The organism is Rhizobium sp. 9140 (assembly GCF_900067135.1).
GTDB lineage: Bacteria > Pseudomonadota > Alphaproteobacteria > Rhizobiales > Rhizobiaceae > Ferranicluibacter.
In genome coordinates this window covers 1,984,817-2,009,130 of sequence record NZ_FJUR01000001.1, presented here as the reverse complement: position 1 = coordinate 2,009,130, position 24,314 = coordinate 1,984,817, and the positions used below count along the sequence as shown (strand labels likewise).

The window sequence follows — 24,314 nt, the reverse complement described above, 5'->3', positions numbered from 1 at the left end:
ATCGAACCTCATGACCATCCCGACCTCGACGACGGAAACGAAGGCTATCGACATGCAGGCGACCCATAGGCCGGCGACCGAGAGGCCAGAGGGATCGGCAACGCCAGCGACCGGTCCTGCCGGACTGCCGGAGACCGACGCGGATCGCGCCTCGCTGTCGATCCTACAGGTGCTGGAGCCGTCCGGCGGCGGCTCGGGCCGCCACTTCCTCGATCTCTGCCACGGGCTGTCGCGGCGCGGGCACCGTGTCGAAGCGGTCTTCTCACCGCTTCGCGCCGAGGAAAGCTTCGTGCGCGAACTGAAGTCGCTCGGCCTTCCCGCCATCCACAAGGTCGAGATGACCCGTTCGCCCGGCCGCGCCGATATCGCCTCGTGGAAGAAGCTCAACCGAATCATCTCCCGCGGCGGTTTCGATATCGTCCATGGCCACAGCTCCAAGGCCGGAGCGCTCGCGCGCCTGCGCCTCCCCGGCCGGCACGTGCCGCGCATCTACACGCCGCATGCCTTCCGCACGATGGATCCGACGCTCGGCTCCAGCGGCCGCAAGTTGTTCGGCTCGGTCGAGACCTTTCTCGGCCGTTTCCTCACCGATCACCTCATCTGCGTCTCGGAGGACGAGTATCGCCATGCCGTCGCGCTCGGCATTCCAGAGAACCGGATGTCGGTGATCGTCAACGGCGTTTCGCAGCCCGTGAAAGACATGGCGATGACGGTGCGAGCGAGCTTCGGCATCACGCCGGAAACCTTCGTCTTCGGCTTCGTCGGCCGGCTGTCGCACCAGAAGGCGCCCGAGCGCCTCATCGAAGCCTTCCGTCACGCGGCGGCAAAGCTGCCGGAAGCCCATCTCATCATGATCGGCTTTGGCGAACAGGATGCGCCGGTGCGTGCAGCCATCGCCGCGAGCGGCCTGCAAAGCCGCATCCACCTCACATCCGCCTTCTCAGGCCCGCAGGCCATCCCCGCTTTCGACTGCCTCGTCATGCCAAGCCGCTACGAGGCCATGTCCTATGTCATGCTCGAGGCCGCCGCTGCCGGCCGGCCGATCATCTCCACCGCCGTGGGCGGTGCGACGACGGCGGTGGAGGAAGGTGCGACCGGCATCATCGTTCCCAATGACGGCGACTCCACAAAGCTCGCCAGCGCGATGATAACGCTCGCCGAGCCCGCCAAATACCAGGCCTTCCGCGCTGCCGCCGATCATGCCCGCGCCCGCTTCGCCCTCGATGTCATGATCGACAAGACGGAAGCCGTCTACAAGATGCTCGGCACCCGTCGCTGACGCTGCGGGTGGCCCAATGGCCGCCTCTTCGCCTAGACGTCGCCGACCTTTTTGCCTTCCGGAAACGCAAAACGCCTGCCGTACATGCGGCAGGCGTTTGCTGTTTTGTCGGATAGCTCGTTCCAGCTCTCCGTTAGTCTTAATAGGGCGAGTTGCACAGACGGCGTGGGCCATTATAGGGCTGGTAGCTATTGTCATAGGCGCGATACGACCGATAGCGTGCCTGGCACCATGCGACGTGCGAGTTGCCGCCATAAGCACGTGTATAGCCGGGACGGACGTAACGCGGCTGCGAGTTGAGCGCACCGCCGATGATCGCACCGGCAGCAAGGCCGCCTAGCGCAAGTCCAACGCCGCGATCCCGGTAATAGCCATTGCGATAGTAGCGGTCACGGTAACGGCGATCATAGCGGTAGCCGCGGTTTCCCCGCCAATCGCGGTGGCCGTTCAGCGTGCGAAACGCACGATCACCCCGCCAATGGCCACGGTCACGGTTCCAATTCCCACGCCCGTGGTGGCGGCGGATGATAACACGATCGCGAACCTGCTGGACGTCCGTTCTCGTCTGAACCGGCTCTGTTTTCGCCAACGGCATGGCGTTCACTGGCCCGATGCCGGAAAATGCGGTGACGAGCGACACGAATGCAATGATAAGTTTCTTCATGGATGTCTCCTTCCGTAGTACGGAAGTTAGAACGCGAAGGAAGCGAAACAATATGTCGATCGCCGCCAAGACCATCACAATAGCGCGACCGGCCCCTCTTGCCCGTGGGCATCTCGACATCGGAGCCGGAAACTCCAGAGAGCCGAGCCCCAATCCACCATTTTCTCAAGCCCGGCCTATTTTCTCCTTGCACCTTCAAGCCTGAGAATATAGGCCTTCCCTCGGAACGGAATGTAGCGCAGCCCGGTAGCGCACTTGACTGGGGGTCAAGGGGTCGTCGGTTCGAATCCGGCCATTCCGACCATTTAGATCAGCCATTCGATTGGTTGAATCGAGCTCCCCCAGAGCTCGTGCCCTATACCGGGTCGTGGCCAGATCCTCTTGGCTTTTCCATATTATGACAATCGGGTGCTTGGGTGTGGAGTCTGCCTGTCGTGGAATCCGGGCGGGCGGACACACTATTTTTCAGCATAATACCGTCATTATCGCTGTATTCACACCCCCCGGCTCAGACATGGGCGAACAGGTCTTTGCAACTCCCGGATTTCCAGAAGCACTTTTCCTGTCACGGCGTCTATGTCGCTGACGGAAACTTTTCTACGCGTGAACTGTGCAGCCTCCATGACAGCAGCCCCGGGGTGACCTTGTGCCAGTCCCGGGGCGCCGAAGTCCGTAGAGCGGTGAGCGCTCGTTACGGCGTGGTGCACTTCGCGCCGGAAGCTGTCGTCGTTGCACCGGCCGGGCATGGCTGGTCTCCCGTCATCGGCGCCGTGGAGGCCGGCGGAGCCTCTGTTCCGGTACTCATCGCACCTGTGCCCGATGTCGATCCAGTTGTCCCGCTGCCACCGCTCGTCGTGGGCTGATCGCCGGTCATCGGTGCCGCGTCGTTGTTCATCGTGGCGTTGCCGGTGCCGGTCGCGCCAGCAGTCCCCGCGCCGGACGCATCGCCGCTGCCACTCGTGGTCGGCTGGTCGCCCGTCATGGGCGCAGCCCCGTTCGCGGCGCCGGACGTGCTCGTGCCGGTCTGTGCGACGGCGGTTCCGGCCAGGCTCAGGGCGACCAGTGCGGCCGTTAAATAGGTCTTTACCATTGCTCTCTTCTCCTCTGTTTACCGGCAACGTTGTCGGTATTGAGGCCCGTTTAACCGCGCCAACGGCAAGCTGTTCCGCCCGACCGGCTCTTTTCGGGCCGCTGGCGGGCAAGTGTCGGCAACCGCACCATGCGGAATGTCTGTGGAACTCTTCACTACATGGATTCACGCTCATATGACGGATCGTCGGCACGCTCGCATCGTCGGCCTTGTACGCGGTCGTTCCAACCGCCAGTCTCGCTCCCATGGCCGACCGCTCCAGACGGCGCCAGTATACGAGCCGACGCTCACGGTCGAGTTAGGGTCACCTTGAGGTTCCGGCAGGCATTCTACCGGAGCATCGTTCGCTGGTGTCCGGATCGCGCGAAGCCTGATGCAAAAACACCCTGTCGCATGGGACGCAGCGCATCCGCGCTATCGTCCCTCGCTGCACCCTTCGATACACCATGCGACATTGCCGGTGGCGGCATCGTTACCGCACCTGATCCAGCAGCCGCTTGCACTCCAGAAGGTCGTACAGCGCCTCTTGTAACAGCGCCCGGTCTTCCTTGTTAACGGAGGTCTTGCCGACGGAGACTTCGGGCATGTCGTCGGTGCCGTTGCCGAAGGAGAAAAAGCGGCGGCTGGTGGGGAGTTTCGCGCGGCCGACGATCTGGTCGTCGTCGGGCATGCCGACTTTGGGCTGCTGCTGCGACGGCGCTTCATCGTTGCTGGCTGCAGCCAGTGCCTCGACAGTGGCAAGGTCGCCGCTGGCGATGGCCGCCACGAACTTGTTGCCGTTCATCTTCAGGAGCTTCTGCACGCCCTTGATGGTGTAGCCGTGGTCGTAGAGCAGGTGGCGGATGCCCTTCAGCAGGTCCACATCCTCGGGCCGGTAATACCGTCGGCCCCCGCCCCGCTTCATGGGCTTGATCTGGATGAACCGCGTCTCCCAGAAGCGCAGCACGTGCTGCGGCAGGTCGAGATCGTCGGCGACTTCGCTGATCGTGCGAAACGCATCCGGGCTCTTGTCCATATCGTCCTCAATCACGCCAGGTGCGCCACGAGCCTTGAAAGCCGTGGCCGGGTGCCGCCGCGTCCCGATTCGGGACAGCGATCCGCTCTAGGGGCCATGATCGCACAATCGGGCCGTCTTTCAACGGCTTAGGCGAGGGTTTTCAACCGGAAAAAACGGATACGTCCTTTCGGTGCCGCGAAAACCGCCGGCACGGTTCGCCGTCAAGGTGCCGGTGCGGCCGGCTTCTGCTTGGCCTTGCGGGCCAGATGCGCCTTGAGCACGCGCTGCTTGAGCACATTGGATGCCTTGAAGGTCATCACTCGGCGCGGCGAGATAGGCACCTCCTCGCCCGTTTTCGGGTTGCGGCCGATGCGCTCGTTCTTGTCGCGCACCTGAAAGGTGGCGAACGAGGACAGCTTGACGCTTTCCCCGCGAACGATGGCGTTGCAGATCTCGTCGATGACCGTCTCGACCAGCTCGGCGGATTCAGTACGCGACAGGCCGACCTTGCGAAAAACAGCCTCTGCGAGGTCTGCTCTCGTTACCGTTTTACCGCTCATGATCCCCCACCGATGTTCTGGAATATCGATTGACGGGAAGAGTATTGCCGTTGACCACGTGGGTCAAGGCCTTCATTCCCAACGCTTTTCATCTACCAGCGCCCGCTCGCTTTTCCTCTACCAGCGAATGAGGACGGAGCCCCAGGTGAAACCGCCGCCCATGGCTTCGAGCAGAACGAGATCGCCCGTCTTGATGCGTCCGTCGGAGGCGGCTTCGTTCAGCGCCAGCGGAATGGAAGCCGCGGACGTGTTGCCGTGGAGGTCGACGGTGATGACGACCTTTTCCGGGGGGATGCCGAGCTTCTTGGCCGAGCCGTCGATGATGCGGCGGTTGGCCTGGTGGGGCACCAGCCAGTCAATGTCGTCGGCCGTGGTGCCCGTCGCGTCGAAGGCCTGCTCGATCACGTCGGTAATCATGCCGACGGCATGCTTGAAGACCTCGCGGCCTTCCATGCGCAGATGGCCGACCGTGCCGGTGGAGGACGGACCGCCGTCGACATAGAGCTTTTCGCGGTGGGCGCCATCGGAGCGCAGGTGAGCGGTCAGGATACCGCGATCCGCGATCGTGCCGTCGCCCTCCCCGGCCTCCAGCACCACTGCGCCGGCACCGTCGCCGAAGAGCACGCAGGTGGTGCGGTCGTTCCAGTCGATGATCCGGGAGAAGGTCTCCGCACCGATGACGAGGATACGGCGCGCAAGTCCCCCGCGAATATAGGCGTCGGCCGTGGCCATGGCATAGACGAAGCCGGAACACACCGCCTGTATGTCGAAGGCGGCACCGTGATGCATGCCGAGCCGCGCCTGGATATTGACGGCGCTGGCCGGAAACGTGTTGTCCGGCGTCGAGGTCGCGAGAATGATGACGTCGATGTCCGCCGGCGTCAGGCCCGCGCGGTCGAGAGCTGCGCGTGCGGCGGCTTCGCCGAGCGATGCCGTCGTTTCGCCTTCCCCGGCGATGTAGCGCTGACGGATGCCGGTTCGCTGCACGATCCACTCGTCGGTCGTGTCGACCCTCGCCTCCAGGTCACGATTGGTCACCACTTGTTTCGGAAGCGCTGCCCCGAACCCGCGAACCACAGAACGGATCATGTCTTTGTCAAACCTCACCACCGGCACCCGTCGGCGTCCCCTCGGGGACCCGGGTCGCGCGGTATTTGTCCAAGTCGGTCTCGATCTTGGCTTTCAAACCGTTGCGGACCATGTCGTAGCCGACATCGATCGCTGCTGCAAAACCTTCGGCATCCGCGCCGCCATGGCTCTTGATCACCACACCGTTGAGGCCGAGGAAGACGCCGCCATTGACCTTGCGCGGGTCCATCTTCTCGCGCAGACGGTCGAAGGCGCCTTTCGCCAGTATATAGCCGATCTTGGCCAAAAGAGTACGGGACATGGCCGCGCGCAGATATTCCGCGATCTGGCGGGCGGTGCCTTCGGCCGCCTTCAGCGCGATATTGCCGGAAAAGCCTTCGGTGACAACGACATCCACGGTGCCGCGCCCGATATCGTCGCCTTCCACGAAGCCGAAATAGTCGATGCCGTCGAGATTGGCCTCGCGGATGAGCCGGCCGGCTTCCTTGACGTCCTCCTGACCCTTCATCTCCTCGACGCCAACATTCAGCAAACCGACGGTCGGACGGTCCATCTCGAAGAGTGCCCGCGCCATCGCGCCGCCCATCAGGGCGAAATCCATCAGCTGCTGGGCGTCCGCACCGATCGTCGCGCCGACATCGAGCACGATGCTCTCTCCCTTGAGCGTCGGCCAGATCGCCGCGATCGCCGGGCGCTGGATGCCGGACATGGTGCGCAGGCAGAAGACGGACATGGCCATCAGCGCGCCGGTATTGCCGGCGGAGACGACGACGTCGGCCTCGTTTCGGTTGATCGCATCGATCGCCTGCCACATGGACGCCTTGCCGCGGCCACGGCGCAGCGCCTGGCTCGGCTTCTCGTCCATGGCGATGGCGATCTCGCAGGGGTGGAACGTGCTTGCCGCCTTGACCTTCGGATACTTCTCCAGGATCGGCAGGCAGTCTGCCTCCAGACCATAGAGCACGAATCGGATGTCGGGATGCCGCTCGAGCGCCTTGGCGGCGCCGGGGATGATGACCTGCGGACCATGATCGCCGCCCATCAGATCGAGGGAAATTCTGACCACGTGTTTCCTATCCTGCTGTCCGTTTCGTACCCGCCTGCCCGCCCGCGCCAGATCGCGCTAGCGATCGCGCATGGCGACACGAAGTGGTCCTTAACCGTTCACGCCGGGGAATGCGAGCCGATCCCGCAGTTCGGGCGGCCAGTTTTCCGCCAAAATGCCTGTTTTTTCATAAGTCATACCTGAAAAACCTATGAACAGGCGCAATTCGCTCTCGCTTTCAGTCTTTCTTCCAGTCCTTCAGGGCGGCAAATGGGTTGGGGCGCTTGTCGTCCTTCTCGGTGCTTTCGATGTGGCCCGGAAAGGCGGCACCCGCCTTTTTCGGATAGGGATCGATCGCCATCGCCGCATGCTCGGCCACCGTCTGGCCGATGTCGATCGTGTCGCCGACGAAGATATCGGGCGCATCCGGACCATCGGGATCGACCACCGTCTCGGCAGTCTCGACGGTCAGCGCGCGGGCGAGCTTCGATCCGTCCGGCACGTAGGTTGCTTCCACCGGTTCGTCGATGTGGCTTTCCACCGGCTCCAGCGTCACCACGCATTCCTGCACCAGATCCGCCATCACACGGCCCTTCACCCGTACCCCGTCCTTCTTCCATCGGGCAATCTGCAGGTCGGCCTTGAGGCTGCGGACCTCCGTCACGTTCCACTGGCGCGCCAGTGCTTCCAGCGCCTGCGCGTCGGCCTCGAGACGCAGGTTCGTCAGGCTGGCAGAAAGGGTGCTGACCTTGACCGGATGGGAATAGGCGGAGATTTCATCGGGCTTCACAGGTCATTCCTTTGTCGAGCGTCGTCTGCAGTCAAGGTTTCCGGCATCGGCAGAGCCTCAGGCGTGGGGATCGCCAACACTCCCGTCTCGACCTGATCCTCGCCGGTTGCGGTCAGCACAGCCTCGGCCGACATCATATAGGCGGCAAGGGCTGCCATCGAGGGCGCCGACCCCTCGGCCTTGGGATGAAAATTGCGCCGAAGTGCTGCCTCCAGCGCCGGCTGGTCGGCCTGGTCCAGCGCTGCGGAATAGCTCTCCAGCCGGCCATAGAACATGGAGGCCAGCTTTTTCATGCGCTTGGGCACGCTGACATCGCCGACGCCGAGTTCGCGGATCGAGTGATCGACGTCCTCGAAGAAGGCATCCACGATCTCCTGCGCGATCTCCTGCCCTGCCCGGGCGGAGGCCCGTGTGCGGCGGAAGTAGAGAATCAGCACGGCCGAGACCATTTCGAACCGTCCCATGACGGTATCGGGCACATCCATGCTTTCATAGAGCACAGGCTGGCGCGCTGCGGCCGTCAGATGGTCATACTGACGGGCGACGATCGCGGCATTGCCGTTTTTTTTGCCGAACAGGCCGAAAAACATCATTAAGCCCAACTTTCCCCGCTTCAAACACTCTGAAAGACCGGGGGCACGCGCATCGTGTTGTTGCATGATCGCGGAAGCTGGTTTACCGAAGCAGGCACGAAAAGCAATGGCGCATCTGCCGGCGTATCTTCAAGGGAGATGTCGTTGACGAGACGTTTTTTCAAGTCCGACATGCAGTTTCTAAACCGGGCGGGCCTCGCCGTCACCCTCTGCGCGGGCCTTCTGGCCGGCTGCCAGAGTTCTGGCGACCTGTTCACCGTGTCGCAGACCTATAACCAGGGCTATGTGGTGGATCAGGAGACGCTGGCGCTTGTGCCTGTCGGCTCCAGCCGCGAGCAGGTGCTGCTTTCGCTCGGCACGCCCTCGACCACCGCGACCTTCGACAACGAGGTGTTCTACTACATCTCGCAGAAGCGCCGCCGCCCGGTCGCCTTCATGAAGCCGAAGCTGATCGACCAGAGCATTCTCGCCGTCTACTTCGACAAGGACGGCACCGTATCCCAGCTCGCGCACTACACGCAGCAGGACGGCAAGGTGTTCGACATGATCTCCCGCACCACGCCGACAGGCGGCAAGGAACTCACCTTCCTCAGCCAGCTTCTGACCGGCAACGGCATCGGCAAGGGCATGGCACGTTCCGTTCTGTCGGGCAGCGGCAACAGCGGCGGCCTCTGAGCTTCATCTCGTTTCCCGTCGACAGACCGAGGGGACGACACGATAAGACCCGCAGCGCCGAGGGCACTGCGGGTTTCTTTTTGCCTTTACGCTGCTCATAGGGTTTCGGTCCGATCGACCGGAAACCGTGTCAGGCGAGAACGGCGAGCAGTAGAAGCGCCACGATATTGGTGATCTTGATCGCCGGGTTCACGGCCGGGCCGGCAGTGTCCTTGTAGGGATCGCCTACCGTATCGCCGGTGACGGAGGCCTTGTGGGCGTCCGAACCCTTGAGGTGGCGTTGCCCGTCCTTGTCGACGAAGCCATCCTCGAAGCTCTTCTTGGCATTGTCCCAGGCGCCGCCACCCGATGTCATCGAGATCGCGACGAAGAGCCCGTTGACGATGACGCCCAGCAGCGACGCGCCGAGGGCGGCGAAGGCCGAGGCCTTGGAGCCCGAGATAGCGAGCACGCCGAAATAAACGACCACGGGTGCGAGAACCGGCAGCAGCGACGGCACGATCATCTCGCGGATCGCCGCTTTGGTCAGCATATCCACCGCCCGGCCGTAATCGGGCTTGTCGGTGCCGGCCATGATGCCCGGCTTTTCGCGAAACTGCCGGCGCACCTCCTCTACCACCGAGCCTGCCGCCCGGCCGACCGCCGTCATGGCGATCCCGCCGAAGAGATAGGGGATCATGCCGCCGAAGATCAGTCCGGCGACGACATAGGGGTTGGAGAGATCGAAGGAGATCACGCCGACATCGCCGTAGTAGGGATATTTGTCGCCATTGGCGGCGAAATATTTCAGGTCGTTGGCATAGGCTGCGAACAGCACCAGCGCCCCGAGCCCGGCCGAGCCGATCGCATAGCCCTTGGTCACCGCCTTGGTCGTATTGCCCACGGCATCCAGTGCGTCGGTGGACTTGCGGACTTCCGGCGGCAGATGCGCCATCTCGGCGATGCCGCCGGCATTGTCGGTCACCGGGCCGAAGGCGTCGAGCGCCACGATCATGCCGGCGATGCCGAGCATGGCGGTGACGGCGATGCCGGTGCCGAACAGGCCGGCGAGCTGGTAGGTCGTGATGATGCCGCCGACGATGACAATGGCGGGAAGTGCCGTCGATTCGAGCGAGACGGCCAGGCCTTGAATGACGTTGGTGCCGTGTCCGCTGACGGAGGCCTGGGCGATGGAATTGACCGGGCGCTTGTTGGTGCCGGTGTAGTATTCGGTGATGACGACGATCAGAGCGGTGACCACCAGACCGAGGATGCCGCAGACGAACAGGCTCGTACCGGTGATCTCCTTGCCATCGACGGTGCCGATGACGCCCCAGCCGATGGTCACCGTCGTCGCCAGAGCGAGCCCGACGATCGACAGGAGGCCGGTCACGATCAGGCCGCGATAGAGCGCGCCCATGATCGAGCCGTTGGAGCCGAGTTTGACGAAGAAGGTGCCGATGATCGAGGTGATGATGCAGGTGCCGCAGATGGCGAGCGGATAGACCATGGTAGTAACCAGTGCCGCGCTGCCGGCAAAGAAGATGGCGGCCAGCACCATGGTCGCGACGATCGAGACGGCATAGGTCTCGAACAGGTCGGCCGCCATGCCGGCGCAGTCGCCGACGTTATCGCCGACATTGTCGGCAATGGTCGCGGGGTTGCGCGGGTCGTCCTCGGGGATGCCGGCCTCGACCTTGCCGACGAGATCGCCGCCGACATCCGCGCCCTTGGTGAAGATGCCGCCGCCGAGCCGCGCGAAGATCGAGATCAGCGATGCGCCGAAGCCGAGCGAAACGAGCGCATCGATCACCTCGCGGTCGCCGGGGGCATGGCCGAGCCCGACTGTGAGGATGAGGTAATAAAGGGAGACGCCGAGCAGCGCGAGGCCCGCGACCAGCATGCCGGTGATCGCCCCGGACTTGAAAGCGATATCGAGGCCGGCCGAAAGGCTGACGGACGCCGCCTGCGCGGTGCGCACATTCGCCCGCACGGAGACATGCATGCCGATGAAGCCGGCCGCGCCCGAGAGAACGGCACCGATCAGGAAGCCGATGGCGGCGGTGCCCGACAGCAGCATCCAGGCGGCGACGAAGACGATGGCGCCGACGATGGCGATGGTGAGATATTGGCGTGCGAGATAGGCCTGCGCCCCCTCACGGATATAGCCTGCAATTTCCTGCATGCGGGCATTGCCCTGATCGGCAGCCAGCACGGACCGCGTGGCCCAGATGGCATAGGCCACCGAAACCAGTCCGCAAAGAATTACGCCCAGTAGAACAATCATGTCGAGTGTTTCCTCCTTTGGAGACCCGCGCCGCACATTGCTCCGCTGATCCCGTCCCCGCCCTGCACCGCCTCCTCGCGACGCCGGGCCAAGGTGGAGAGTGCGGTGGAGAATCGGCAAGGTCAAGCGGGGATCGTGGGCCAATGCGGGCGATGAATTTGGAACCTGCCGTGGAAGACTTGAACATCTCCCGATGACGCGCGACTCTGCCTTTCGGCTTGAGGCATAGTCCACGTTTGACACTGACGACATCCTGATAAATAGTTGCACCATACAACTACTTTGGGGATCATCATGATATCGAGAGACATTGACGAGACCATCCGGTCCATCCGCGATGCATCCCGTGGTCTCGTGCGGGAACTCGGTTTCCTTGAGCCGACGCTTGCGGGCACGGATCTGGCGCCGTCCGGCGTTCACGCCCTGATCGAGATCGAGGCACATTCGGCAATGACAGCAAGCGTGCTCTGCACGTTGCTTGGATTGGAGAAATCAAGCGTCAGCCGTCTTGTCCGCAAACTTGTCGATGCGGGAGAGGTCAGGGAGGAAAGCAGCCATGGAGACGGACGCTCGAAATGCCTTAGCCTGACGACAAAGGGACAGGGTACCGTTGCCGCCATCCATGCTTTCGCCACATCGCAGGTTTCCGCCGCCCTCTCCCGGATGGAGGTCGCAGACCGCCTGACGGTGCTCACCGGCCTGCGCACCTATACCGATGCCCTTCATGCCGGCAGGACCGATGCCCCGGGCATCGAGCGTCCCGGCATCACGATCGAAAGCGGATATCGATCCGGCATCATCGGCAGATCGGCCGAGATACATGCGGCCTTCTATCGTCGGGTCGGCTTCGGCGCCTATTTCGAGGCCCAGGTCGCCGCAGGATTGGCCGCGTTCGTCCAGCGGCTAGACAAGCCGGTCAACGGGCTATGGTCGGCTGTGGAAAGCCTAAGAATCGTCGGCACCGTGGCGATCGACGGGGAGGATCTGGGCGCGGGCCTTGCACATTTGCGCTGGTTCATCGTCGATGATGGGCAACGCGGAGGCGGCGCCGGCCGCCGCCTTTTGAGCGAAGCCCTGTCCTTCTGCGACCGCCTGGGCTTTCGCGAAACGCACCTCTGGACGTTCCGCGGACTGGACGCGGCACGCCACCTCTACGAGGCCAACGGCTTTGTGCTTGATGACGAACAGCCCGGGCGGCAATGGGGCGAGGAAGTCACCGAACAGCGCTTCGTCCGCAAGGCGATCAGTTCTGCTCCATAGGCAGAATTCGAGACCCGAACACGGGGACCTCGAAACCTGTCTGAAGCAGGAGGCCTACTTCCGCACGTCCGTCCTGAATTGCCGCGCGATGCGGTCGAGGACCGCGTTGACGAGCTTCGGCTCGTCTTCCTCGAAGAAGGCGCGGGCGATCTCGACGTATTCGGTGACGATGACGGCCACGGGTACGTCCTTGCGCTCCGTCAGTTCGAAGGTGCCGGCGCGCAGGATGGCGCGCACCGTCGAATCCAGGCGCGAAAGCGCCCAGTCGTCCTGTAGCGCCGAACCGATCAGCGGATCGAGCTTGCGCTGGTCGCGCACCACGCCCGAAACGATCGAGCGGAACCAGGAGGCATCGGCCTTCAGGTAGGTGTCGCCATCGATTTCCTGGCCGAGACGATGCGTCTCGTATTCCGCAACGATCTCCAGCACACCGGTGCCGCCGACATCCATCTGGTAGAGGGCCTGCACGGCGGCGAGGCGGGCGGCGCCACGCTGGTTCGCCTGCTTGACGGGCGGCGTCTGTTCGTTCGGGGTGCTCACTGTTCGCCTCCGAGCCTGGCTTTCAGCGCAATCATCGTCAGGGCTGCGCGCGCGGCGAAGCCGCCCTTGTCGCCTTCCAACTTGCGGGCGCGAACCCAGGCCTGCTCGTCGTTTTCGACCGTCAGGATGCCGTTGCCGATGGCAAGGCTCTCGCTCACGGTCAGGTCCATGAGCGCGCGGCAAGACTCGTTGGCGACGATATCGAAGTGATAGGTCTCGCCGCGAATGACCATGCCGAGCGCGACGAAGCCGTCATATTCGGTGGCGCCATTGTCGATGCCGTCGAGCGCCATGGCGATTGCGCCGGGGATTTCGAGTGCGCCGGGCACGGTCACGACGTCATAGGTGGCGCCGGCGTCCTTCAGCGCGGATGTCGCGCCGTCGAGCAGCGCATCTGCCATGTCGTCGTAGAAGCGGGCCTCGACGATGAGGATATGGGGCTTGACGCTCTCGGCCATCGGTTCACCTGTCTGGAAATAGAGGCAATCGGGAATGTGGAAATCGCCGGTCGCGTTGCCGGCAGAGGCACGGGTAAAACCATGGCAGGGCTGGAATGGCAAGCCTTTTCCGATAAGCGGCGCGCAGGGCAGCTTTGCGACAGACGCGATTCGCGTTTAAGAGAGACATCATGCACACCGTCCCGACCCTTGAGACAACCCGCCTCATTCTCCGCCCCTATCGCCGCGACGACTTCCCGGCCTATGCCAGCCTCTTTGCCGATCCGCAGGTCGTGCGTTTCATCGGCGGCGTGCCGTTCTCGCGGGAGCAGGCCTGGACGCGGTTTCTGCGTCAGGTCGGCATGTGGCATTATTTCGGTTTCGGATTCTTCGCCTTGCAGGACAAGGAGAGCGGCGCCTTCATCGGCGAGGCCGGCTTTCACGATCTGCACCGGGTCATCCAGCCCTCGCTCGAAGGCACGATGGAGACCGGATGGGCGCTTTCGCCCGCGGCCCACGGCCGGGGCTATGCCACGGAGGCGGTGTCCGCCGCCCTGAAGTGGAGCGAGCGTACCTATCCCAAGGCCTGCCGCACCTGCCTCATCGATCTCGGCAACATCGCCTCCCTGCGCGTCGCCGCCAAGCTCGGCTTCCGCGAGACGGCCCGCACCGTCTACCACGGCGCGCAGGTCGTTCTCTGCGAGAGATAGTCACGTTTTACGGCAGCGTCAGACGCCCTTTGCCGGAAAGTCGGCCAGCCGCGCGGCATAGCGCGCCATCGTGTCCACCTCGAAGTTAACGCGGTCGCCGGCCTGGCGGTCGCCCCAGGTGGTGACCTCGAGCGAGTGGCGGATGAGGAGCACGTCGAATTCCGTGCCGTTGACGGCATTGACCGTTAGCGACGTCCCGTCGAGCGCGACGGAGCCCTTGGGCGCGACGAACCGGGCGAGATGCTCGGGCGCATTGAGACGGAACCGCGTCGCCTCGCCTTCCGCCTCCACCGACAGAATCTCGGCCGTGCCGTCGATATGACCGGACACGATGTGACCGCCGAGTTCGTCGCCGATCTTCAGCGCCCGCTCCAGATTGATACGCGCGCCCGGCAACCAGCCGGCGATCGTCGTCAGCCGCAGCGCTTCTTCCCAGGCCTCCACCTCGAACCAGCGGTCGTTTGCGCCTGCCTCGGGCAGTGCCGTCACGGTGAGACAGACGCCGGAGTGGGAGATGGAGGCGCCGATGTCGATGGTGGCGGGGTCATAGGCCGTTGCGACCCGCAGCCGAACGCCCTCGTCGAGCGGCGTCACGCTCTCGACCTTGCCGATATCCGTCACGATGCCAGTGAACATCAGGGTGTCCTCTCGTAAATATCCAGGTGGTCAGGCCCAAAGGCCTCGCCAGACGTATGCATGAATGGCGCGGGTACAAGACCGGAGCGAACGGGCGATGCAATCCCTTCTGCGCCGATGGTTGGCGATCCAGTGAAAAGCAGCAGACGATCGACCATGCCCGCCTCAAGGAAGGAGGTGGCAGTGCGTGCGCCCCCTTCCACCAGCAGCGAGGACAGGCCGCGGCTGGCCAGCGCCGGCAGCAGCAGATCGAGCCGGCGCGGGTCCCATTCGAGCACTTCGACCCCCAGCGCCGAAAGGGCATCCGCCCGGGCCTGCCGCCCGTGCGCATCGACATCTGCATCATCCGGCGACAGCACACCAGCCACCGCGATGACCGGAATCTGATGGGCCGTGCGGGCGAGCTTGCTGTCGGGTGAAAGCCGCAGGTTTCCGTCGAGCACGATGCGAACCGGCGAGCGGTCTTCGAGCCCCGGTAAGCGCACGGTCAGTTCCGGATCGTCGGCGATAGCTGTGCCGATGCCGACGAGGATGGCATCCGACCGGGCACGCAGATGCTGCACATAACCCCGGCTTTCCGGCCCGGTGATCGCGACCTGCCCCTGACCCGGCCCGCATGCACGAGAGCCGATCATGCCGTCGCGCGACACAGCAAGTTTCAGCGTTACATGCGGACGGCCGAGGCGCTTGCGCGTGAGGTAGGCTTCAAGCGCACGTTCGCCTTTCGCTTCCAGCACCCCCGTCTCCACGGCTATACCGGCTTCGCGCAGCATGGCGATGCCGCGGCCGGAAACGCGCGTATCGGGATCCACCACCGAGATGACGACGCGGGCGATGCCCGCCCGGATCAAGGCCTCGGCGCAGGGCGGCGTATGACCGTGGTGGGAGCAGGGTTCGAGCGTGACATAGGCGGTGGCGCCCCGGGCCGCCTCGCCGGCTTGCGCCAGCGCCTGCGTTTCCGCATGCGGGCGACCGCCGGGTGCGGTGACGGCAGCGGCGATGACGCGCGGCTCTTCCCCGTCATCACGTACGATCAAGCAGCCAACCGAGGGATTGCTGCCGGTGAAGCCCAGATTGCCGGCGCCGACCGCGATCGCTTCCGCCATCAGCCGGGCATCCGCCTTCTCACCGGCTGAAATTTGACCGATTGCAAGTCCGGGTTTCACGCCATCGACCGCGCCTGCCTCAGGGGCGGCAGGGTCTTGGTTTGGGTCGGTCGAAGGCGTCATGTCTCGGGTTTCCGGTCAGGCGCCGGGGTCGCGGGCGATCTTCGCGGAAAGCTCCGCCATCACCTTCTCGAAATCCTCCGCATGGGAGAAATCGCGATAGACGGAAGCGTAGCGCACGAAGGCGACGTCATCGAGAGCCTTCAGCGCTTCCAGCACCTGCAGGCCGATTTCCTCCGAGGCGATCTCGCTCTCGCCCGAGCTTTCCAGCCGCCGGACGATGCCCGAAACGGCCCGCTCGATCCGCTCACGCTCGACCGGCCGCTTGCGCAGCGCGATCTCGAAGGACCGCATCAGCTTCTCCCGGTCGAAAGGCGCCTTCCGACCGGTCTTCTTCAGCACCATGAGTTCGCGCAATTGCACGCGCTCGAACGTGGTGAAGCGCCCGCCGCAATCCGGACAGATACGGCGGCGGCGAATGGCTGCCCCGTCTTCCGCAGGTCTGGAATCCTTGACCTGACTATCTTCCGATCCGCAAAAAGGGCAGCGCATGGCGTGACAGCCTTACAGGTAGCCGTACATCGGGAAGCGACCGGTCAATGCGACGACCTTCTCGCGGACGCCGGCTTCAACAACCGCGTTACCCTCGTCGGAATTGGCGACCTTGAGGCCGTCCAGCGTCTCGACGATCAGGTTGCCGATTTCGCGGAATTCGGCTTCCTTGAAACCACGCGTCGTGCCGGCCGGGGTGCCGAGCCGCACGCCAGACGTGACGAAGGGCTTTTCCGGATCGAAGGGAATGCCGTTCTTGTTGCAAGTGATGTAGGCGCGGCCGAGTGCTGCTTCCGCCCGCTTGCCCGTCGCGTTCTTCTTGCGAAGATCGACCAGCATCAGGTGGTTATCGGTGCCACCGGAGACGATATCGAGACCGCCATCGACCAGCGTCTGCGAGAGCGTCTTGGCGTTCTTGACGATCTGGGCCGCATAGTCCTTGAACTCTGGCTTCAACGCCTCACCGAACGCAACCGCCTTTGCCGCGATGACGTGCATCAGGGGGCCGCCCTGAAGGCCGGGGAAGACGGCCGAGTTGAACTTCTTCGCCAGATCCTCGTCATTCGTTAGGATCATGCCGCCGCGCGGGCCGCGGAGCGACTTGTGCGTCGTCGTCGTGGCGACGTGGCAATGCGGGAACGGGGACGGGTGCTGGCCACCGGCGACCAGACCGGCGATGTGCGCCATGTCGACCATCAACCACGCGCCGACCTCGTCGGCGATTTCCCGGAAGCGCTTCCAGTCCCAGATGCGGGAATAGGCCGTGCCGCCAGCGATGATCACCTTCGGCTTGTGCTTGCGCGCGCTTTCGGCGACCGCGTCCATGTCGAGAAGGTGATCTTCCTCGCGCACGCCATAGGAGACGACGTTGAACCACTTGCCGGACATGTTGACCGGCGAGCCATGCGTCAGGTGCCCGCCCGAGTTCAGGTCGAGACCCATGAACGTATCGCCCGGCTGAAGAAGCGCCAGAAACACGGCCTGGTTCATCTGCGAACCGGAATTGGGCTGCACATTGGCGAAGTTGACGCCGAACAGCTGCTTTGCCCGGTCGATCGCCAGTTCCTCGGCGATATCGACGAACTGGCAGCCACCATAATAGCGCTTGCCGGGATAGCCCTCGGCATATTTGTTGGTCATGATCGAGCCCTGCGCTTCCAGCACAGCGCGCGAGACGATGTTTTCAGAGGCGATCAGCTCGATCTCATGGCGCTGGCGACCCAGCTCCTTCTCGATCGCACCGAAAATATCCGGGTCGCTATCGGCGAGAGACCGGTTGAAGAAGACGTCGTTGGCGGCTGTATCGCTCATGATCAGGCTCCTGTAGGGCGGTGGCACGGTGTTTATCTCCGTCGCATGCCAAGGGCAACCCGCGCCCCGCGTTTTGCGCCATTTGCCGCGGCGTCTGCGCTATGGTTGGGAGATCCTATGATCGTTGCTTCAGAATGCCTTGGGCAGGCCTGCCTGCTTCAACGTCTCATTGGCCGTGTGACGGGATTTGACGCCGTGATCGACCGTGAAGTACCGTTTGGTGATTGGGCTGAACCAGATCTCATGGTCACCCTTTCCGGCGCGGTGAAAGTGACAGCCGGCCGCCTCCAGCATTGCCTTGAGATCCCTGAGATACCCGCCCATCAGAAGAACGGATTCGGAATCTTTGCGACATGCTCCGCCATGATATGCACGGGTATCTCCGGCAGATCGGACGGCGAGCCATTGAGTTCGATCAGGTCGGCAACGGCAGTGAGAACCTTGGCCTCGAGTTCCTCGACAGAGCCTGCCTCGACCGCGAGGCCATCGATATCGTTGCTCGTGGCAACCCAGACTGAGGCCTCGCCGTCCCAAAACGCACGAACCAGGATCGACATCGACTTCATCCGCGTTCTCCTTGATGTGCTTTCGCAAGTATGCATGAAGCGGTGACGGTTCAACAGTGCCATCCACAAACAAAAACGGCCGCACTCCTAGGAAGCGCGGCCGTCGAAATCATCACATCATCGACGTTTACTGCGCGATGCCACCATCCAGGCCACCGGTGACCGGCTCGATGCCGGCGGTCGTCTGGAGCGCCAGTTCCTGTTCGCCGTCCATCTGGTAGATGTCGTCGCGGAACTGGACGACACCGTCCTTGGCGGCCCAGGCGGTGATGTACTTGAAGTAGACGGGCACTTCGACCGCAAGCTTGATCGGGTTGTTCTGGCCCGAGCGGATGGTCGCCTCGATCTGGCTGCGGGACCAGCCGGGGGTGTCCCGCAGGAGCCAGGTCGTCAGGTCGCGCACATTCTGAACGCGGACGCAGCCCGAGCTTTCGAAGCGGGCGAGCTTGTTGAACAGGCCCTGCGACGGCGTGTCGTGCATGTATTCGTTGTTCGGGTTGTGGAAGTTGATCTTGGTCGATGCCATGGCGTTGATCTTGCCCGGGTCCTGGCGGAACGTCAGGTTCGGCGCCTTCTCGGCGTTCCAGTCGATCGTTTCCGGCGAGACCTCGTTACCCTGCCCGTCGATCAGGCGGATGGCGTTCTTCTTGAGATATTCCGGGTCCTTGCGCATCAGAGGCACTATGTCCTTCTCGACGATCGAGCGCGGCGCGGTCCAGTACGGGTTGAGGATGACCTCGTAGATCTTCGAATTGATGATGTGCGTCGGGCGCGACAGGCGGCCGACGATGGCCGTGTGGCGCTGAACCACGCGGCCGTTTTCCACCGCCTCGATATAGGCCGCGGGAATGTTGACCACGACGTGGCGCATGCCGAGATCGCCCGACATGGACTGCAGGCGCACCAGATTGGTGTTCAGCTGCTGCAGGCGCACATTGGCCGAGATATTCAGAGCCTTCAGCGAGTATTCGCCGAGAACGCCATCCGGTGGCAGGCCGTGGCGGGCCTGAAAGCGCTTGACCGCGCCGTCGACATAGCTGTCGAAGTTGTCGGACATGCCGGACGACTGGTCGAGATCGCCGGCGGCGATCAGGTGCTGACGCAATGCGCGCACCGACGGGTCGGAAACGCCAAGTTCCAGACGCTGCGACGGATTGACCTCGGGCCAGCCGCCGGCTGATACGATCCGCTGATACTGGCCGATTGCCGTCTGCGTGTTGTAGATGGTCTCCATGCTGAAGATCGGATTGTTCGACGAGACAGCCAGCGCGGTGCGCGAAGCCTGTGCGTCGAACTGATCGTCCCACACGCCGCGGCGCGGCGCGTTGATGATGTCCACCAGCGCGTCCTGCGCGAACGCACCACCGGCCCAGGCCGCCGCGCCGAGCGTGGCGGCGGAGCGCAGGAAGGCGCGGCGGCTATGAGCATCGATTCCGTTTTTCTTCGACATGATCCCTACCATCAGATGCTGCGAGGCAAATTTCGCCTCCAGCGCTATCACGATTACGGTTAACAAAGGCAAACCTGCCCGCAGCGGAGTGGCGCTTCGGCGGTTGAAGGAGCCTCAGAGACCCCGCGATGCGGGCGCGCCAGCGCCGAAAACCGCTTCACCGAACCCACATTCCGGGCCGGTTTTTCAGAATTTTACGTCCCATACCAATATGGCCAAACGGTGTCACGCAACCAGCAGGAAAGCGCGCGGAAGTACCGGGAGACAAGGCACTGCGTCCTTCCTGCAACAGCCTTTCCGGCCTTGATTCCGGGGCGGATCGATCCTCGTCGCGGCTTTGGCAGGCAACATCCTCAAGCCCGGATCACGACCGTTGACAACATCGTGACGATGCACGTTGCGGCTGCTATCTCCGGCTGTCGCTCACGGCGGACACACGAAAGGCCGGACGCCATCCCGCGCCCGGCCTTTTTAAAGAGATCGTACCCCGCCAATCTTACATGCGATAGGCAATACTGTCGTTCCAGAAGCGGTCGAGGCGCTGGAGCAGCTTGTTCATCTGGCCGAATTCGTCGGTGCCGATGCCGCCGACCTTGTGGATCGAGCCGATGTGGCGCTCATAGAGCTTGGCAACCGTTTCGGCGATGCCCTGGCCGTCTTCCGTCAGGCTGATGCGGACCGAGCGACGGTCGATGCGCGAGCGCTGGTGGTTGATGAAGCCGAGGTCGACGAGCTTCTTGACGTTGTAGGAAACGTTGGAGCCGAGATAGTAGCCCCGCGAGCGCAGCTCGCCGGCCGTCAGTTCCGAGTTGCCGATGTTGAAGAGGAGAAGGGCCTGGACGGCGTTGACGTCGCTGCGGCCCTGCCGGTCGAATTCGTCCTTGATGACGTCGAGCAGGCGGCGGTGCAGGCGCTCGACGAGGTGCAGCGATTCCATGTACAGGGAGCGGATCGCATCTTCCTGCGGATCTTTGTGAGCAACGGTGTTGCCCGAGCTATTGGACGAAGCCTGTGCCTTGAGCTTGGTGTTCATGATGACGGTCTCTCTCTGTTTGGGTGGCGGTGGTTATGTTTTCCCGCCTTGAGGGAGACACTATCGAATACGTATAAAATTCTACTTAAACCGCAGCCTTAACATGAGCTTACCATTGGCGGCATCTGTGTCAGGGTGAATCAAATCTTGCAACCCGCCGCTAACGCATGCGCTGGTAGAGGATCACGCCCCGAAATGCGACGAAGATCAGAGCGGCCCCGCCATGCAGCACAAGGATCAGCGGCTTGGTGCCGAAGAGGTCGGGATAGAAGCCGAACATGACGATTTCGGTCGCCGCCGCCACGACCCAGATGACCGGTCCCCAGGACACCAGAAGCCACAAGCCCAGCGCCGCGACTGGATAGGCAACCGCGAGCGTCGCCGCTGCCACGCGCCATGGCACGGTCAAAAGATCGAACCGACCGGACCCGTTGAAGGAATAGCCGATCAGCAACGCCCAATAGTTCAGACCGAACCAGAAGCACGAAATCGCCACCAGCCGCAGGAAGACGCCGAACAGCGTCTCCGTCAGCGAGACCTTGGGGACATGGACAGAATCATTGGACATGGCGGCGACCATAAGGGCGGATGGCGGGTACCGCTAGACTGGGATGGGAGCAGGCGGCAACGTGATCGATCGTCACGTTTGTCCAGGCATGGCGGCGGGATCGCGGGAACCATGCCGCACGGCATGAATGACGATCTCGGCCTCGGTGATCTCGTAGAAAATCAGGTAGGGATAGGGCAACGCGATCAAACGACGAATCGGGGGATCTTGCGTACGGGCGCCGGCAGAAGGCTGATCCTGAAGCTGCTCGATTAAGGTCTTGATACGCTGCATGACTCGACGCGCGCCTTGCGGTGAACGCGCACCGATATAATCCGCAACGTTCTCGAGGTCGATCATCGCCGGTCTGGTGTAGCGAAGCCTCACAGACCGTGTGCGGCCCAGATAAGGCGCATGTCCTCGTCGGTTGCAAACTCGCCGCGGGAGGCTGCGCTCTTGGAAACGGCAATCGCTGCAAGCTCCCCCGCGCTCAATGGAACCGGCTCCGACTCCTCGCGGGCGAGGATCAGTATCGTGCGAGCGATCTCGTCCTGGACGACGGCAGGAAGAGCACGGGCGGCCTCAACGGCTTTTTCTAGGAGCTCGGTCATGCCCCATTATGCAGGAAACAGCGGCGCGGAAAAGCCGACTCTCCGGAAACTGTTGCATCGTGCCCCCACGATCGGACGCGCCAACACACGCATTACACGCAGAACCGGGGCGAGACGCCGCACCTCCGATGTTTTGCCTCCCTGCCCCCTCGTGATAAATGTTCGTCAAATGCTGCCTGGCGCGTGCTCGCGCAATTTTCGAAAGACGCCTCTCATGACCGACAAGACAGATATCGTGGACCTCATCACCGGACACCGCCGCATGCGCCGCAACCGAAAGGCGGACTGGACGCGGCGAATGGTGCGCGAGAACCAGCTGACGGTGGACGACCTGATCTGGCCGATCTTCCTCGTGCCCGGCACGAACGTGGTGGAGCCGATCGCGGCCATGCCCGGCGTCATGCGCCTCAGCGTCGACAAGGCGGTGGAGGCCGCACGCGAGGCGGCCGATCTCGGCATTCCCGCACTCGCCACCTTCCCGAATGTCGATATGTCGCTGCGGGACGACGCGGGCTCCCACAGTCTGGATGCCGACAACCTGATCAATCAGGCGACCCGCGCCATTAAGAAGGCCGTACCCGGCATCGGCGTCATCACCGACGTCGCGCTCGATCCCTTCACGAGCCACGGCCATGACGGCATTTTGCGCGATGGTGAAATCGTCAATGACGAGACCGTGTCCCGGATCGCCCGCGCCGCCGTCGCGCAGGCCGATGCCGGCGCCGATATCATCGCGCCCTCCGACATGATGGATGGCCGCATCGGCGTCATTCGTCAGGCTCTGGACGCCGCCGGTCACCAGAATGTCGGCATCATGGCCTATGCCACAAAATTCGCCTCGGCCTTCTACGGCCCCTACCGCGAAGCCATCGGCACCAGCGGCCTGCTGAAGGGCGATAAGAAGACCTATTATATAGACCCTGCCAATGCCACCGAGGCGCTCCGTGACGCCGCCCTCGACGTGGAGGAAGGCGCCGATATGATGATGGTGAAGCCCGGCCTGCCCTATCTCGACATCTGCTGGCGCATGAAAGACGCCTTCGGCCTGCCCGTCTTCGCCTATCAGGTCTCCGGCGAATATTCGATGATCAAGGCCGCCGGCGCGCAAGGCTGGATCGACGAGGAACGCGTCATGATGGAAACCCTGCTCGCCTTCAAACGCGCCGGCTGCGACGGCATTCTCAGCTATTTCGCGCTGGACGTGGCACGACTGCTGGCGCGAAAGGGATAATTGCGCCATGCAGAACCCAGGGGATCCGACCCTTGCCTTCTATGCGAAAGAGGCCAACGCCTATGCCGACTGGTCGGGCAAGGATCGGAACGTCGAGAACCTCGAGACGTTCACGGGCCTTCTCCCACCCGGCGCACGCGTGCTCGAACTCGGCTGCGGCGGCGGGCACGACAGCCGTCTGCTGATGGATCGCGGTTTCCATGTCCTGCCGACGGACGGCTCGCCGGAGATGGCGCGCGAGGCCGAACGGCGGCTCGGGCACCCGGTCCGCGTCATGCGCTTCATGGAACTCGATGAACAAACGGCATTCGACGGGGTCTGGGCCAATGCCTCCCTGCTGCATGCGCCCCGCGCCGAGCTTGCGGCCATCCTGCAGCGCATTCACAGCGCATTGCGGTCCGATGGCATCTTTTTCGCGACCTTCAAAGAGGGCAACGGGGAAGGCCAAGACAGCCTCGGCCGCCACTTCAATTTCCCTTCGCACGACTGGCTGCTAGAACAGTTCGACCTTCAGCCGTGGGCTCGTCTCAACATGCAGCGTCGGACATCGAATGGCTATGACGGGATCGATGTCTCTTTGATCACGGTCTGGGTCCGGAGATAGAACGTGCCATTGCAGAGAAGACCGCGCATTCCCATATTCCATGTATCGAAATGGAGACCCAGATGACCGTAAGCCATGATGACGTTCGCTTTCCCAGTACCGACTGGCGCGCCTATCGCGGTGTTCTCAGCCGTCGGGTCATTGCGTTCTGCGTCGATTACCTCTTCGTCGCGCTGCTGTGGATTCCCGCGGCCGTGGTCGTGTTCTTCCTCGGCATTTTGACGCTGGGCTTCGGCTTCCTGCTCTATCCCGCGCTGTTTGCCATCGTCGCGATGCTCTACTTCGGCGTCACCGTCGGCGGTCGTTCGCAGGCATCGCCGGGCATGGCCATGATGGGTCTGGCGATCGCGCGCACAGACGGTCGGCCGATGGATTTCATGACGGCGATCGTGCATCTGGTGATCTTCTGGATCGCGAACGCCTTTCTGACGCCGTTCATCGTGCTCATCGGCCTCTTTACGGATCGCGGCCGTCTGCTGCACGACTTCCTCATCGGCACTGTGACGGTGCGCCGTGACGGTTACCCTCTGCGCTAGAAGCGCCCACGCAGCCACACTGCCGCATCAATCCGACGTGTTTTCGACCGGTCGTGTTAACGGCCGGTTGACCTTT

The 24,314-nt window shown here is 63.1% G+C and carries 29 protein-coding genes and 1 tRNA gene; 8 read left to right on the top strand and 22 right to left on the bottom strand.

Features of this window, described 5'->3' with window-relative positions; genetic code table 11:
• Positions 1–10 precede the first annotated feature (10 nt).
• A complete protein-coding gene (locus GA0004734_RS09410) occupies positions 11–1,279 on the top strand; it encodes a glycosyltransferase family 4 protein (RefSeq protein WP_245292383.1) in 1,269 nt (422 codons plus the stop codon).
• Positions 1,280–1,418: 139 nt separating this feature from the next.
• Here the strand turns inward: GA0004734_RS09410 and GA0004734_RS09405 are convergent, their stop codons facing one another.
• Positions 1,419–1,943, bottom strand: a complete 525-nt coding sequence (locus tag GA0004734_RS09405) for a BA14K family protein (RefSeq protein WP_092933199.1) — start codon at positions 1,941–1,943, stop codon at positions 1,419–1,421.
• A gap of 227 nt (positions 1,944–2,170) precedes the next feature.
• On the opposite strand from GA0004734_RS09405, the gene GA0004734_RS09400 reads away from it, so the two are divergent.
• Positions 2,171–2,247: transfer RNA gene (locus GA0004734_RS09400), tRNA-Pro, on the top strand.
• A 387-nt stretch (positions 2,248–2,634) separates the two neighbouring features.
• On the opposite strand, the gene GA0004734_RS09395 is transcribed toward GA0004734_RS09400, so the two are convergent.
• The 7 genes from GA0004734_RS09395 to GA0004734_RS09365 all read right to left on the bottom strand — a co-directional run bounded on the left by GA0004734_RS09395 (position 2,635) and on the right by GA0004734_RS09365 (position 8,104).
• Entirely contained in the window at positions 2,635–3,033 is a 399-nt protein-coding gene (locus tag GA0004734_RS09395) for a hypothetical protein (RefSeq protein ID WP_092933197.1), read from the bottom strand.
• Between the two features lie 472 nt (positions 3,034–3,505).
• Entirely contained in the window at positions 3,506–4,048 is a 543-nt protein-coding gene (locus tag GA0004734_RS09390; RefSeq protein WP_092933195.1) for a MerR family transcriptional regulator, read from the bottom strand.
• A 203-nt stretch (positions 4,049–4,251) separates the two neighbouring features.
• The gene (locus tag GA0004734_RS09385; RefSeq protein WP_062468629.1) at positions 4,252–4,590 is read right to left on the bottom strand and encodes an integration host factor subunit alpha; all 339 of its coding nucleotides are present in this window, start codon (positions 4,588–4,590) and stop codon (positions 4,252–4,254) included.
• Between the two features lie 117 nt (positions 4,591–4,707).
• The gene (locus GA0004734_RS09380; RefSeq protein WP_092933193.1) at positions 4,708–5,679 is read right to left on the bottom strand and encodes a beta-ketoacyl-ACP synthase III; all 972 of its coding nucleotides are present in this window, start codon (positions 5,677–5,679) and stop codon (positions 4,708–4,710) included.
• A 7-nt stretch (positions 5,680–5,686) separates the two neighbouring features.
• Positions 5,687–6,745, bottom strand: coding sequence for a phosphate acyltransferase PlsX (gene plsX / locus GA0004734_RS09375; protein WP_092933191.1), 1,059 nt, complete (start codon positions 6,743–6,745; stop codon positions 5,687–5,689).
• Positions 6,746–6,962: 217 nt separating this feature from the next.
• Positions 6,963–7,514: a YceD family protein gene (locus GA0004734_RS09370; protein WP_092933189.1), complete on the bottom strand. Its 552-nt coding sequence runs from the start codon at positions 7,512–7,514 to the stop codon at positions 6,963–6,965.
• Positions 7,511–8,104, bottom strand: a complete 594-nt coding sequence (locus GA0004734_RS09365) for a ubiquinol-cytochrome C chaperone family protein (RefSeq protein WP_092936124.1) — start codon at positions 8,102–8,104, stop codon at positions 7,511–7,513. Before GA0004734_RS09365 ends, GA0004734_RS09370 begins: the two co-directional genes overlap by 4 nt.
• A gap of 141 nt (positions 8,105–8,245) precedes the next feature.
• Between GA0004734_RS09365 and GA0004734_RS09360 the strand changes: the two genes are divergently transcribed.
• Positions 8,246–8,782 (top strand): outer membrane protein assembly factor BamE, encoded by a 537-nt coding sequence (locus GA0004734_RS09360; protein ID WP_175386291.1) that lies wholly within the window; start codon positions 8,246–8,248, stop codon positions 8,780–8,782.
• A gap of 130 nt (positions 8,783–8,912) precedes the next feature.
• On the opposite strand, the gene GA0004734_RS09355 is transcribed toward GA0004734_RS09360, so the two are convergent.
• Positions 8,913–11,048: a sodium-translocating pyrophosphatase gene (locus GA0004734_RS09355; protein ID WP_092933185.1), complete on the bottom strand. Its 2,136-nt coding sequence runs from the start codon at positions 11,046–11,048 to the stop codon at positions 8,913–8,915.
• Between the two features lie 294 nt (positions 11,049–11,342).
• Between GA0004734_RS09355 and GA0004734_RS09350 the strand changes: the two genes are divergently transcribed.
• A complete protein-coding gene (locus tag GA0004734_RS09350; protein WP_092936122.1) occupies positions 11,343–12,308 on the top strand; it encodes a bifunctional helix-turn-helix transcriptional regulator/GNAT family N-acetyltransferase in 966 nt (321 codons plus the stop codon).
• A gap of 54 nt (positions 12,309–12,362) precedes the next feature.
• Here GA0004734_RS09350 and nusB read toward each other — a convergent pair whose 3' ends face one another.
• Entirely contained in the window at positions 12,363–12,848 is a 486-nt protein-coding gene (nusB, locus tag GA0004734_RS09345) for a transcription antitermination factor NusB (RefSeq protein WP_092933184.1), read from the bottom strand.
• Positions 12,845–13,306, bottom strand: coding sequence for a 6,7-dimethyl-8-ribityllumazine synthase (ribH, locus tag GA0004734_RS09340; protein WP_092936120.1), 462 nt, complete (start codon positions 13,304–13,306; stop codon positions 12,845–12,847). Before ribH ends, nusB begins: the two co-directional genes overlap by 4 nt.
• A 170-nt stretch (positions 13,307–13,476) precedes the next feature.
• Here ribH and GA0004734_RS09335 point away from each other — a divergent pair, with 170 nt between their 5' ends.
• Positions 13,477–13,995, top strand: a complete 519-nt coding sequence (locus tag GA0004734_RS09335) for a GNAT family N-acetyltransferase (RefSeq protein ID WP_092933182.1) — start codon at positions 13,477–13,479, stop codon at positions 13,993–13,995.
• 18 nt (positions 13,996–14,013) lie between these two features.
• Here the strand turns inward: GA0004734_RS09335 and GA0004734_RS09330 are convergent, their stop codons facing one another.
• The 11 genes from GA0004734_RS09330 to GA0004734_RS09280 form a co-directional block, all read right to left on the bottom strand.
• Entirely contained in the window at positions 14,014–14,631 is a 618-nt protein-coding gene (locus tag GA0004734_RS09330; RefSeq protein WP_092933180.1) for a riboflavin synthase, read from the bottom strand.
• A complete protein-coding gene (ribD, locus tag GA0004734_RS09325) occupies positions 14,631–15,737 on the bottom strand; it encodes a bifunctional diaminohydroxyphosphoribosylaminopyrimidine deaminase/5-amino-6-(5-phosphoribosylamino)uracil reductase RibD (protein ID WP_245292498.1) in 1,107 nt (368 codons plus the stop codon). Before ribD ends, GA0004734_RS09330 begins: the two co-directional genes overlap by 1 nt.
• A gap of 138 nt (positions 15,738–15,875) precedes the next feature.
• Positions 15,876–16,349 carry a transcriptional regulator NrdR gene (gene nrdR / locus GA0004734_RS09320; RefSeq protein ID WP_092933176.1) on the bottom strand — a complete coding sequence of 158 codons (474 nt, stop codon included), beginning with the start codon at positions 16,347–16,349 and terminating at the stop codon, positions 15,876–15,878.
• Between the two features lie 12 nt (positions 16,350–16,361).
• Positions 16,362–17,660 carry a serine hydroxymethyltransferase gene (gene glyA / locus GA0004734_RS09315; RefSeq protein ID WP_092933174.1) on the bottom strand — a complete coding sequence of 433 codons (1,299 nt, stop codon included), beginning with the start codon at positions 17,658–17,660 and terminating at the stop codon, positions 16,362–16,364.
• 129 nt (positions 17,661–17,789) lie between these two features.
• The gene (locus GA0004734_RS09310) at positions 17,790–17,984 is read right to left on the bottom strand and encodes a type II toxin-antitoxin system HicA family toxin (RefSeq protein WP_092933172.1); all 195 of its coding nucleotides are present in this window, start codon (positions 17,982–17,984) and stop codon (positions 17,790–17,792) included.
• A complete protein-coding gene (locus tag GA0004734_RS09305) occupies positions 17,984–18,226 on the bottom strand; it encodes a DUF1902 domain-containing protein (RefSeq protein WP_092933170.1) in 243 nt (80 codons plus the stop codon). The genes GA0004734_RS09310 and GA0004734_RS09305 overlap by 1 nt, the downstream gene beginning before the upstream one ends.
• A gap of 127 nt (positions 18,227–18,353) precedes the next feature.
• On the bottom strand, positions 18,354–19,676 hold the full coding sequence (locus GA0004734_RS09300) for a L,D-transpeptidase family protein (RefSeq protein WP_092933168.1): 1,323 nt from the start codon (positions 19,674–19,676) through the stop codon (positions 18,354–18,356).
• Positions 19,677–20,172: 496 nt separating this feature from the next.
• Positions 20,173–20,709: a transcriptional regulator LdtR gene (locus tag GA0004734_RS09295; RefSeq protein WP_092933166.1), complete on the bottom strand. Its 537-nt coding sequence runs from the start codon at positions 20,707–20,709 to the stop codon at positions 20,173–20,175.
• 160 nt (positions 20,710–20,869) lie between these two features.
• Positions 20,870–21,277, bottom strand: a complete 408-nt coding sequence (locus tag GA0004734_RS09290) for a DUF6163 family protein (protein ID WP_092936118.1) — start codon at positions 21,275–21,277, stop codon at positions 20,870–20,872.
• A gap of 72 nt (positions 21,278–21,349) precedes the next feature.
• Positions 21,350–21,643, bottom strand: coding sequence for a type II toxin-antitoxin system RelE/ParE family toxin (locus GA0004734_RS09285; RefSeq protein WP_092933164.1), 294 nt, complete (start codon positions 21,641–21,643; stop codon positions 21,350–21,352).
• Positions 21,640–21,867, bottom strand: a complete 228-nt coding sequence (locus tag GA0004734_RS09280; protein ID WP_092933162.1) for a hypothetical protein — start codon at positions 21,865–21,867, stop codon at positions 21,640–21,642. Before GA0004734_RS09280 ends, GA0004734_RS09285 begins: the two co-directional genes overlap by 4 nt.
• Positions 21,868–22,081: 214 nt before the next feature.
• Here GA0004734_RS09280 and hemB point away from each other — a divergent pair, with 214 nt between their 5' ends.
• The 3 genes from hemB (at position 22,082) to GA0004734_RS09265 (ending at position 24,238) form a co-directional block, all read left to right on the top strand.
• Positions 22,082–23,098, top strand: a complete 1,017-nt coding sequence (hemB, locus tag GA0004734_RS09275) for a porphobilinogen synthase (protein ID WP_092933160.1) — start codon at positions 22,082–22,084, stop codon at positions 23,096–23,098.
• A 7-nt stretch (positions 23,099–23,105) separates the two neighbouring features.
• Positions 23,106–23,702, top strand: coding sequence for a class I SAM-dependent methyltransferase (locus GA0004734_RS09270; protein WP_092933158.1), 597 nt, complete (start codon positions 23,106–23,108; stop codon positions 23,700–23,702).
• Positions 23,703–23,764: 62 nt separating this feature from the next.
• On the top strand, positions 23,765–24,238 hold the full coding sequence (locus GA0004734_RS09265) for an RDD family protein (RefSeq protein WP_092933156.1): 474 nt from the start codon (positions 23,765–23,767) through the stop codon (positions 24,236–24,238).
• Positions 24,239–24,314 lie beyond the last annotated feature (76 nt).

Excerpts from the sequence above, each read along its gene's own strand:
- ribD (WP_245292498.1), bottom strand. The coding sequence starts at position 15,737 with ATGGCGGAAGCGATCGCGGTCGGCGCCGGCAATCTGGGCTTCACCGGC.
- GA0004734_RS09310 (WP_092933172.1), bottom strand. The coding sequence starts at position 17,984 with ATGGGCGGGTATCTCAGGGATCTCAAGGCAATGCTGGAGGCGGCCGGC.
- GA0004734_RS09305 (WP_092933170.1), bottom strand. The coding sequence starts at position 18,226 with ATGAAGTCGATGTCGATCCTGGTTCGTGCGTTTTGGGACGGCGAGGCC.
- GA0004734_RS09390 (WP_092933195.1), bottom strand. The coding sequence starts at position 4,048 with ATGGACAAGAGCCCGGATGCGTTTCGCACGATCAGCGAAGTCGCCGAC.
- GA0004734_RS09270 (WP_092933158.1), top strand. The coding sequence starts at position 23,106 with ATGCAGAACCCAGGGGATCCGACCCTTGCCTTCTATGCGAAAGAGGCC.
- nrdR (WP_092933176.1), bottom strand. The coding sequence starts at position 16,349 with ATGCGCTGCCCTTTTTGCGGATCGGAAGATAGTCAGGTCAAGGATTCC.
- ribH (WP_092936120.1), bottom strand. The coding sequence starts at position 13,306 with ATGGCCGAGAGCGTCAAGCCCCATATCCTCATCGTCGAGGCCCGCTTC.
- GA0004734_RS09405 (WP_092933199.1), bottom strand. The coding sequence starts at position 1,943 with ATGAAGAAACTTATCATTGCATTCGTGTCGCTCGTCACCGCATTTTCC.
- GA0004734_RS09365 (WP_092936124.1), bottom strand. The coding sequence starts at position 8,104 with ATGTTTTTCGGCCTGTTCGGCAAAAAAAACGGCAATGCCGCGATCGTC.
- GA0004734_RS09360 (WP_175386291.1), top strand. The coding sequence starts at position 8,246 with ATGTCGTTGACGAGACGTTTTTTCAAGTCCGACATGCAGTTTCTAAAC.
- GA0004734_RS09290 (WP_092936118.1), bottom strand. The coding sequence starts at position 21,277 with ATGTCCAATGATTCTGTCCATGTCCCCAAGGTCTCGCTGACGGAGACG.
- GA0004734_RS09410 (WP_245292383.1), top strand. The coding sequence starts at position 11 with ATGACCATCCCGACCTCGACGACGGAAACGAAGGCTATCGACATGCAG.
- GA0004734_RS09280 (WP_092933162.1), bottom strand. The coding sequence starts at position 21,867 with ATGACCGAGCTCCTAGAAAAAGCCGTTGAGGCCGCCCGTGCTCTTCCT.
- GA0004734_RS09355 (WP_092933185.1), bottom strand. The coding sequence starts at position 11,048 with ATGATTGTTCTACTGGGCGTAATTCTTTGCGGACTGGTTTCGGTGGCC.
- GA0004734_RS09295 (WP_092933166.1), bottom strand. The coding sequence starts at position 20,709 with ATGAACACCAAGCTCAAGGCACAGGCTTCGTCCAATAGCTCGGGCAAC.
- GA0004734_RS09265 (WP_092933156.1), top strand. The coding sequence starts at position 23,765 with ATGACCGTAAGCCATGATGACGTTCGCTTTCCCAGTACCGACTGGCGC.
- GA0004734_RS09330 (WP_092933180.1), bottom strand. The coding sequence starts at position 14,631 with ATGTTCACTGGCATCGTGACGGATATCGGCAAGGTCGAGAGCGTGACG.
- GA0004734_RS09350 (WP_092936122.1), top strand. The coding sequence starts at position 11,343 with ATGATATCGAGAGACATTGACGAGACCATCCGGTCCATCCGCGATGCA.
- GA0004734_RS09380 (WP_092933193.1), bottom strand. The coding sequence starts at position 5,679 with ATGATCCGTTCTGTGGTTCGCGGGTTCGGGGCAGCGCTTCCGAAACAA.
- GA0004734_RS09395 (WP_092933197.1), bottom strand. The coding sequence starts at position 3,033 with ATGGTAAAGACCTATTTAACGGCCGCACTGGTCGCCCTGAGCCTGGCC.
- glyA (WP_092933174.1), bottom strand. The coding sequence starts at position 17,660 with ATGAGCGATACAGCCGCCAACGACGTCTTCTTCAACCGGTCTCTCGCC.
- GA0004734_RS09300 (WP_092933168.1), bottom strand. The coding sequence starts at position 19,676 with ATGTCGAAGAAAAACGGAATCGATGCTCATAGCCGCCGCGCCTTCCTG.
- GA0004734_RS09335 (WP_092933182.1), top strand. The coding sequence starts at position 13,477 with ATGCACACCGTCCCGACCCTTGAGACAACCCGCCTCATTCTCCGCCCC.
- hemB (WP_092933160.1), top strand. The coding sequence starts at position 22,082 with ATGACCGACAAGACAGATATCGTGGACCTCATCACCGGACACCGCCGC.
- GA0004734_RS09385 (WP_062468629.1), bottom strand. The coding sequence starts at position 4,590 with ATGAGCGGTAAAACGGTAACGAGAGCAGACCTCGCAGAGGCTGTTTTT.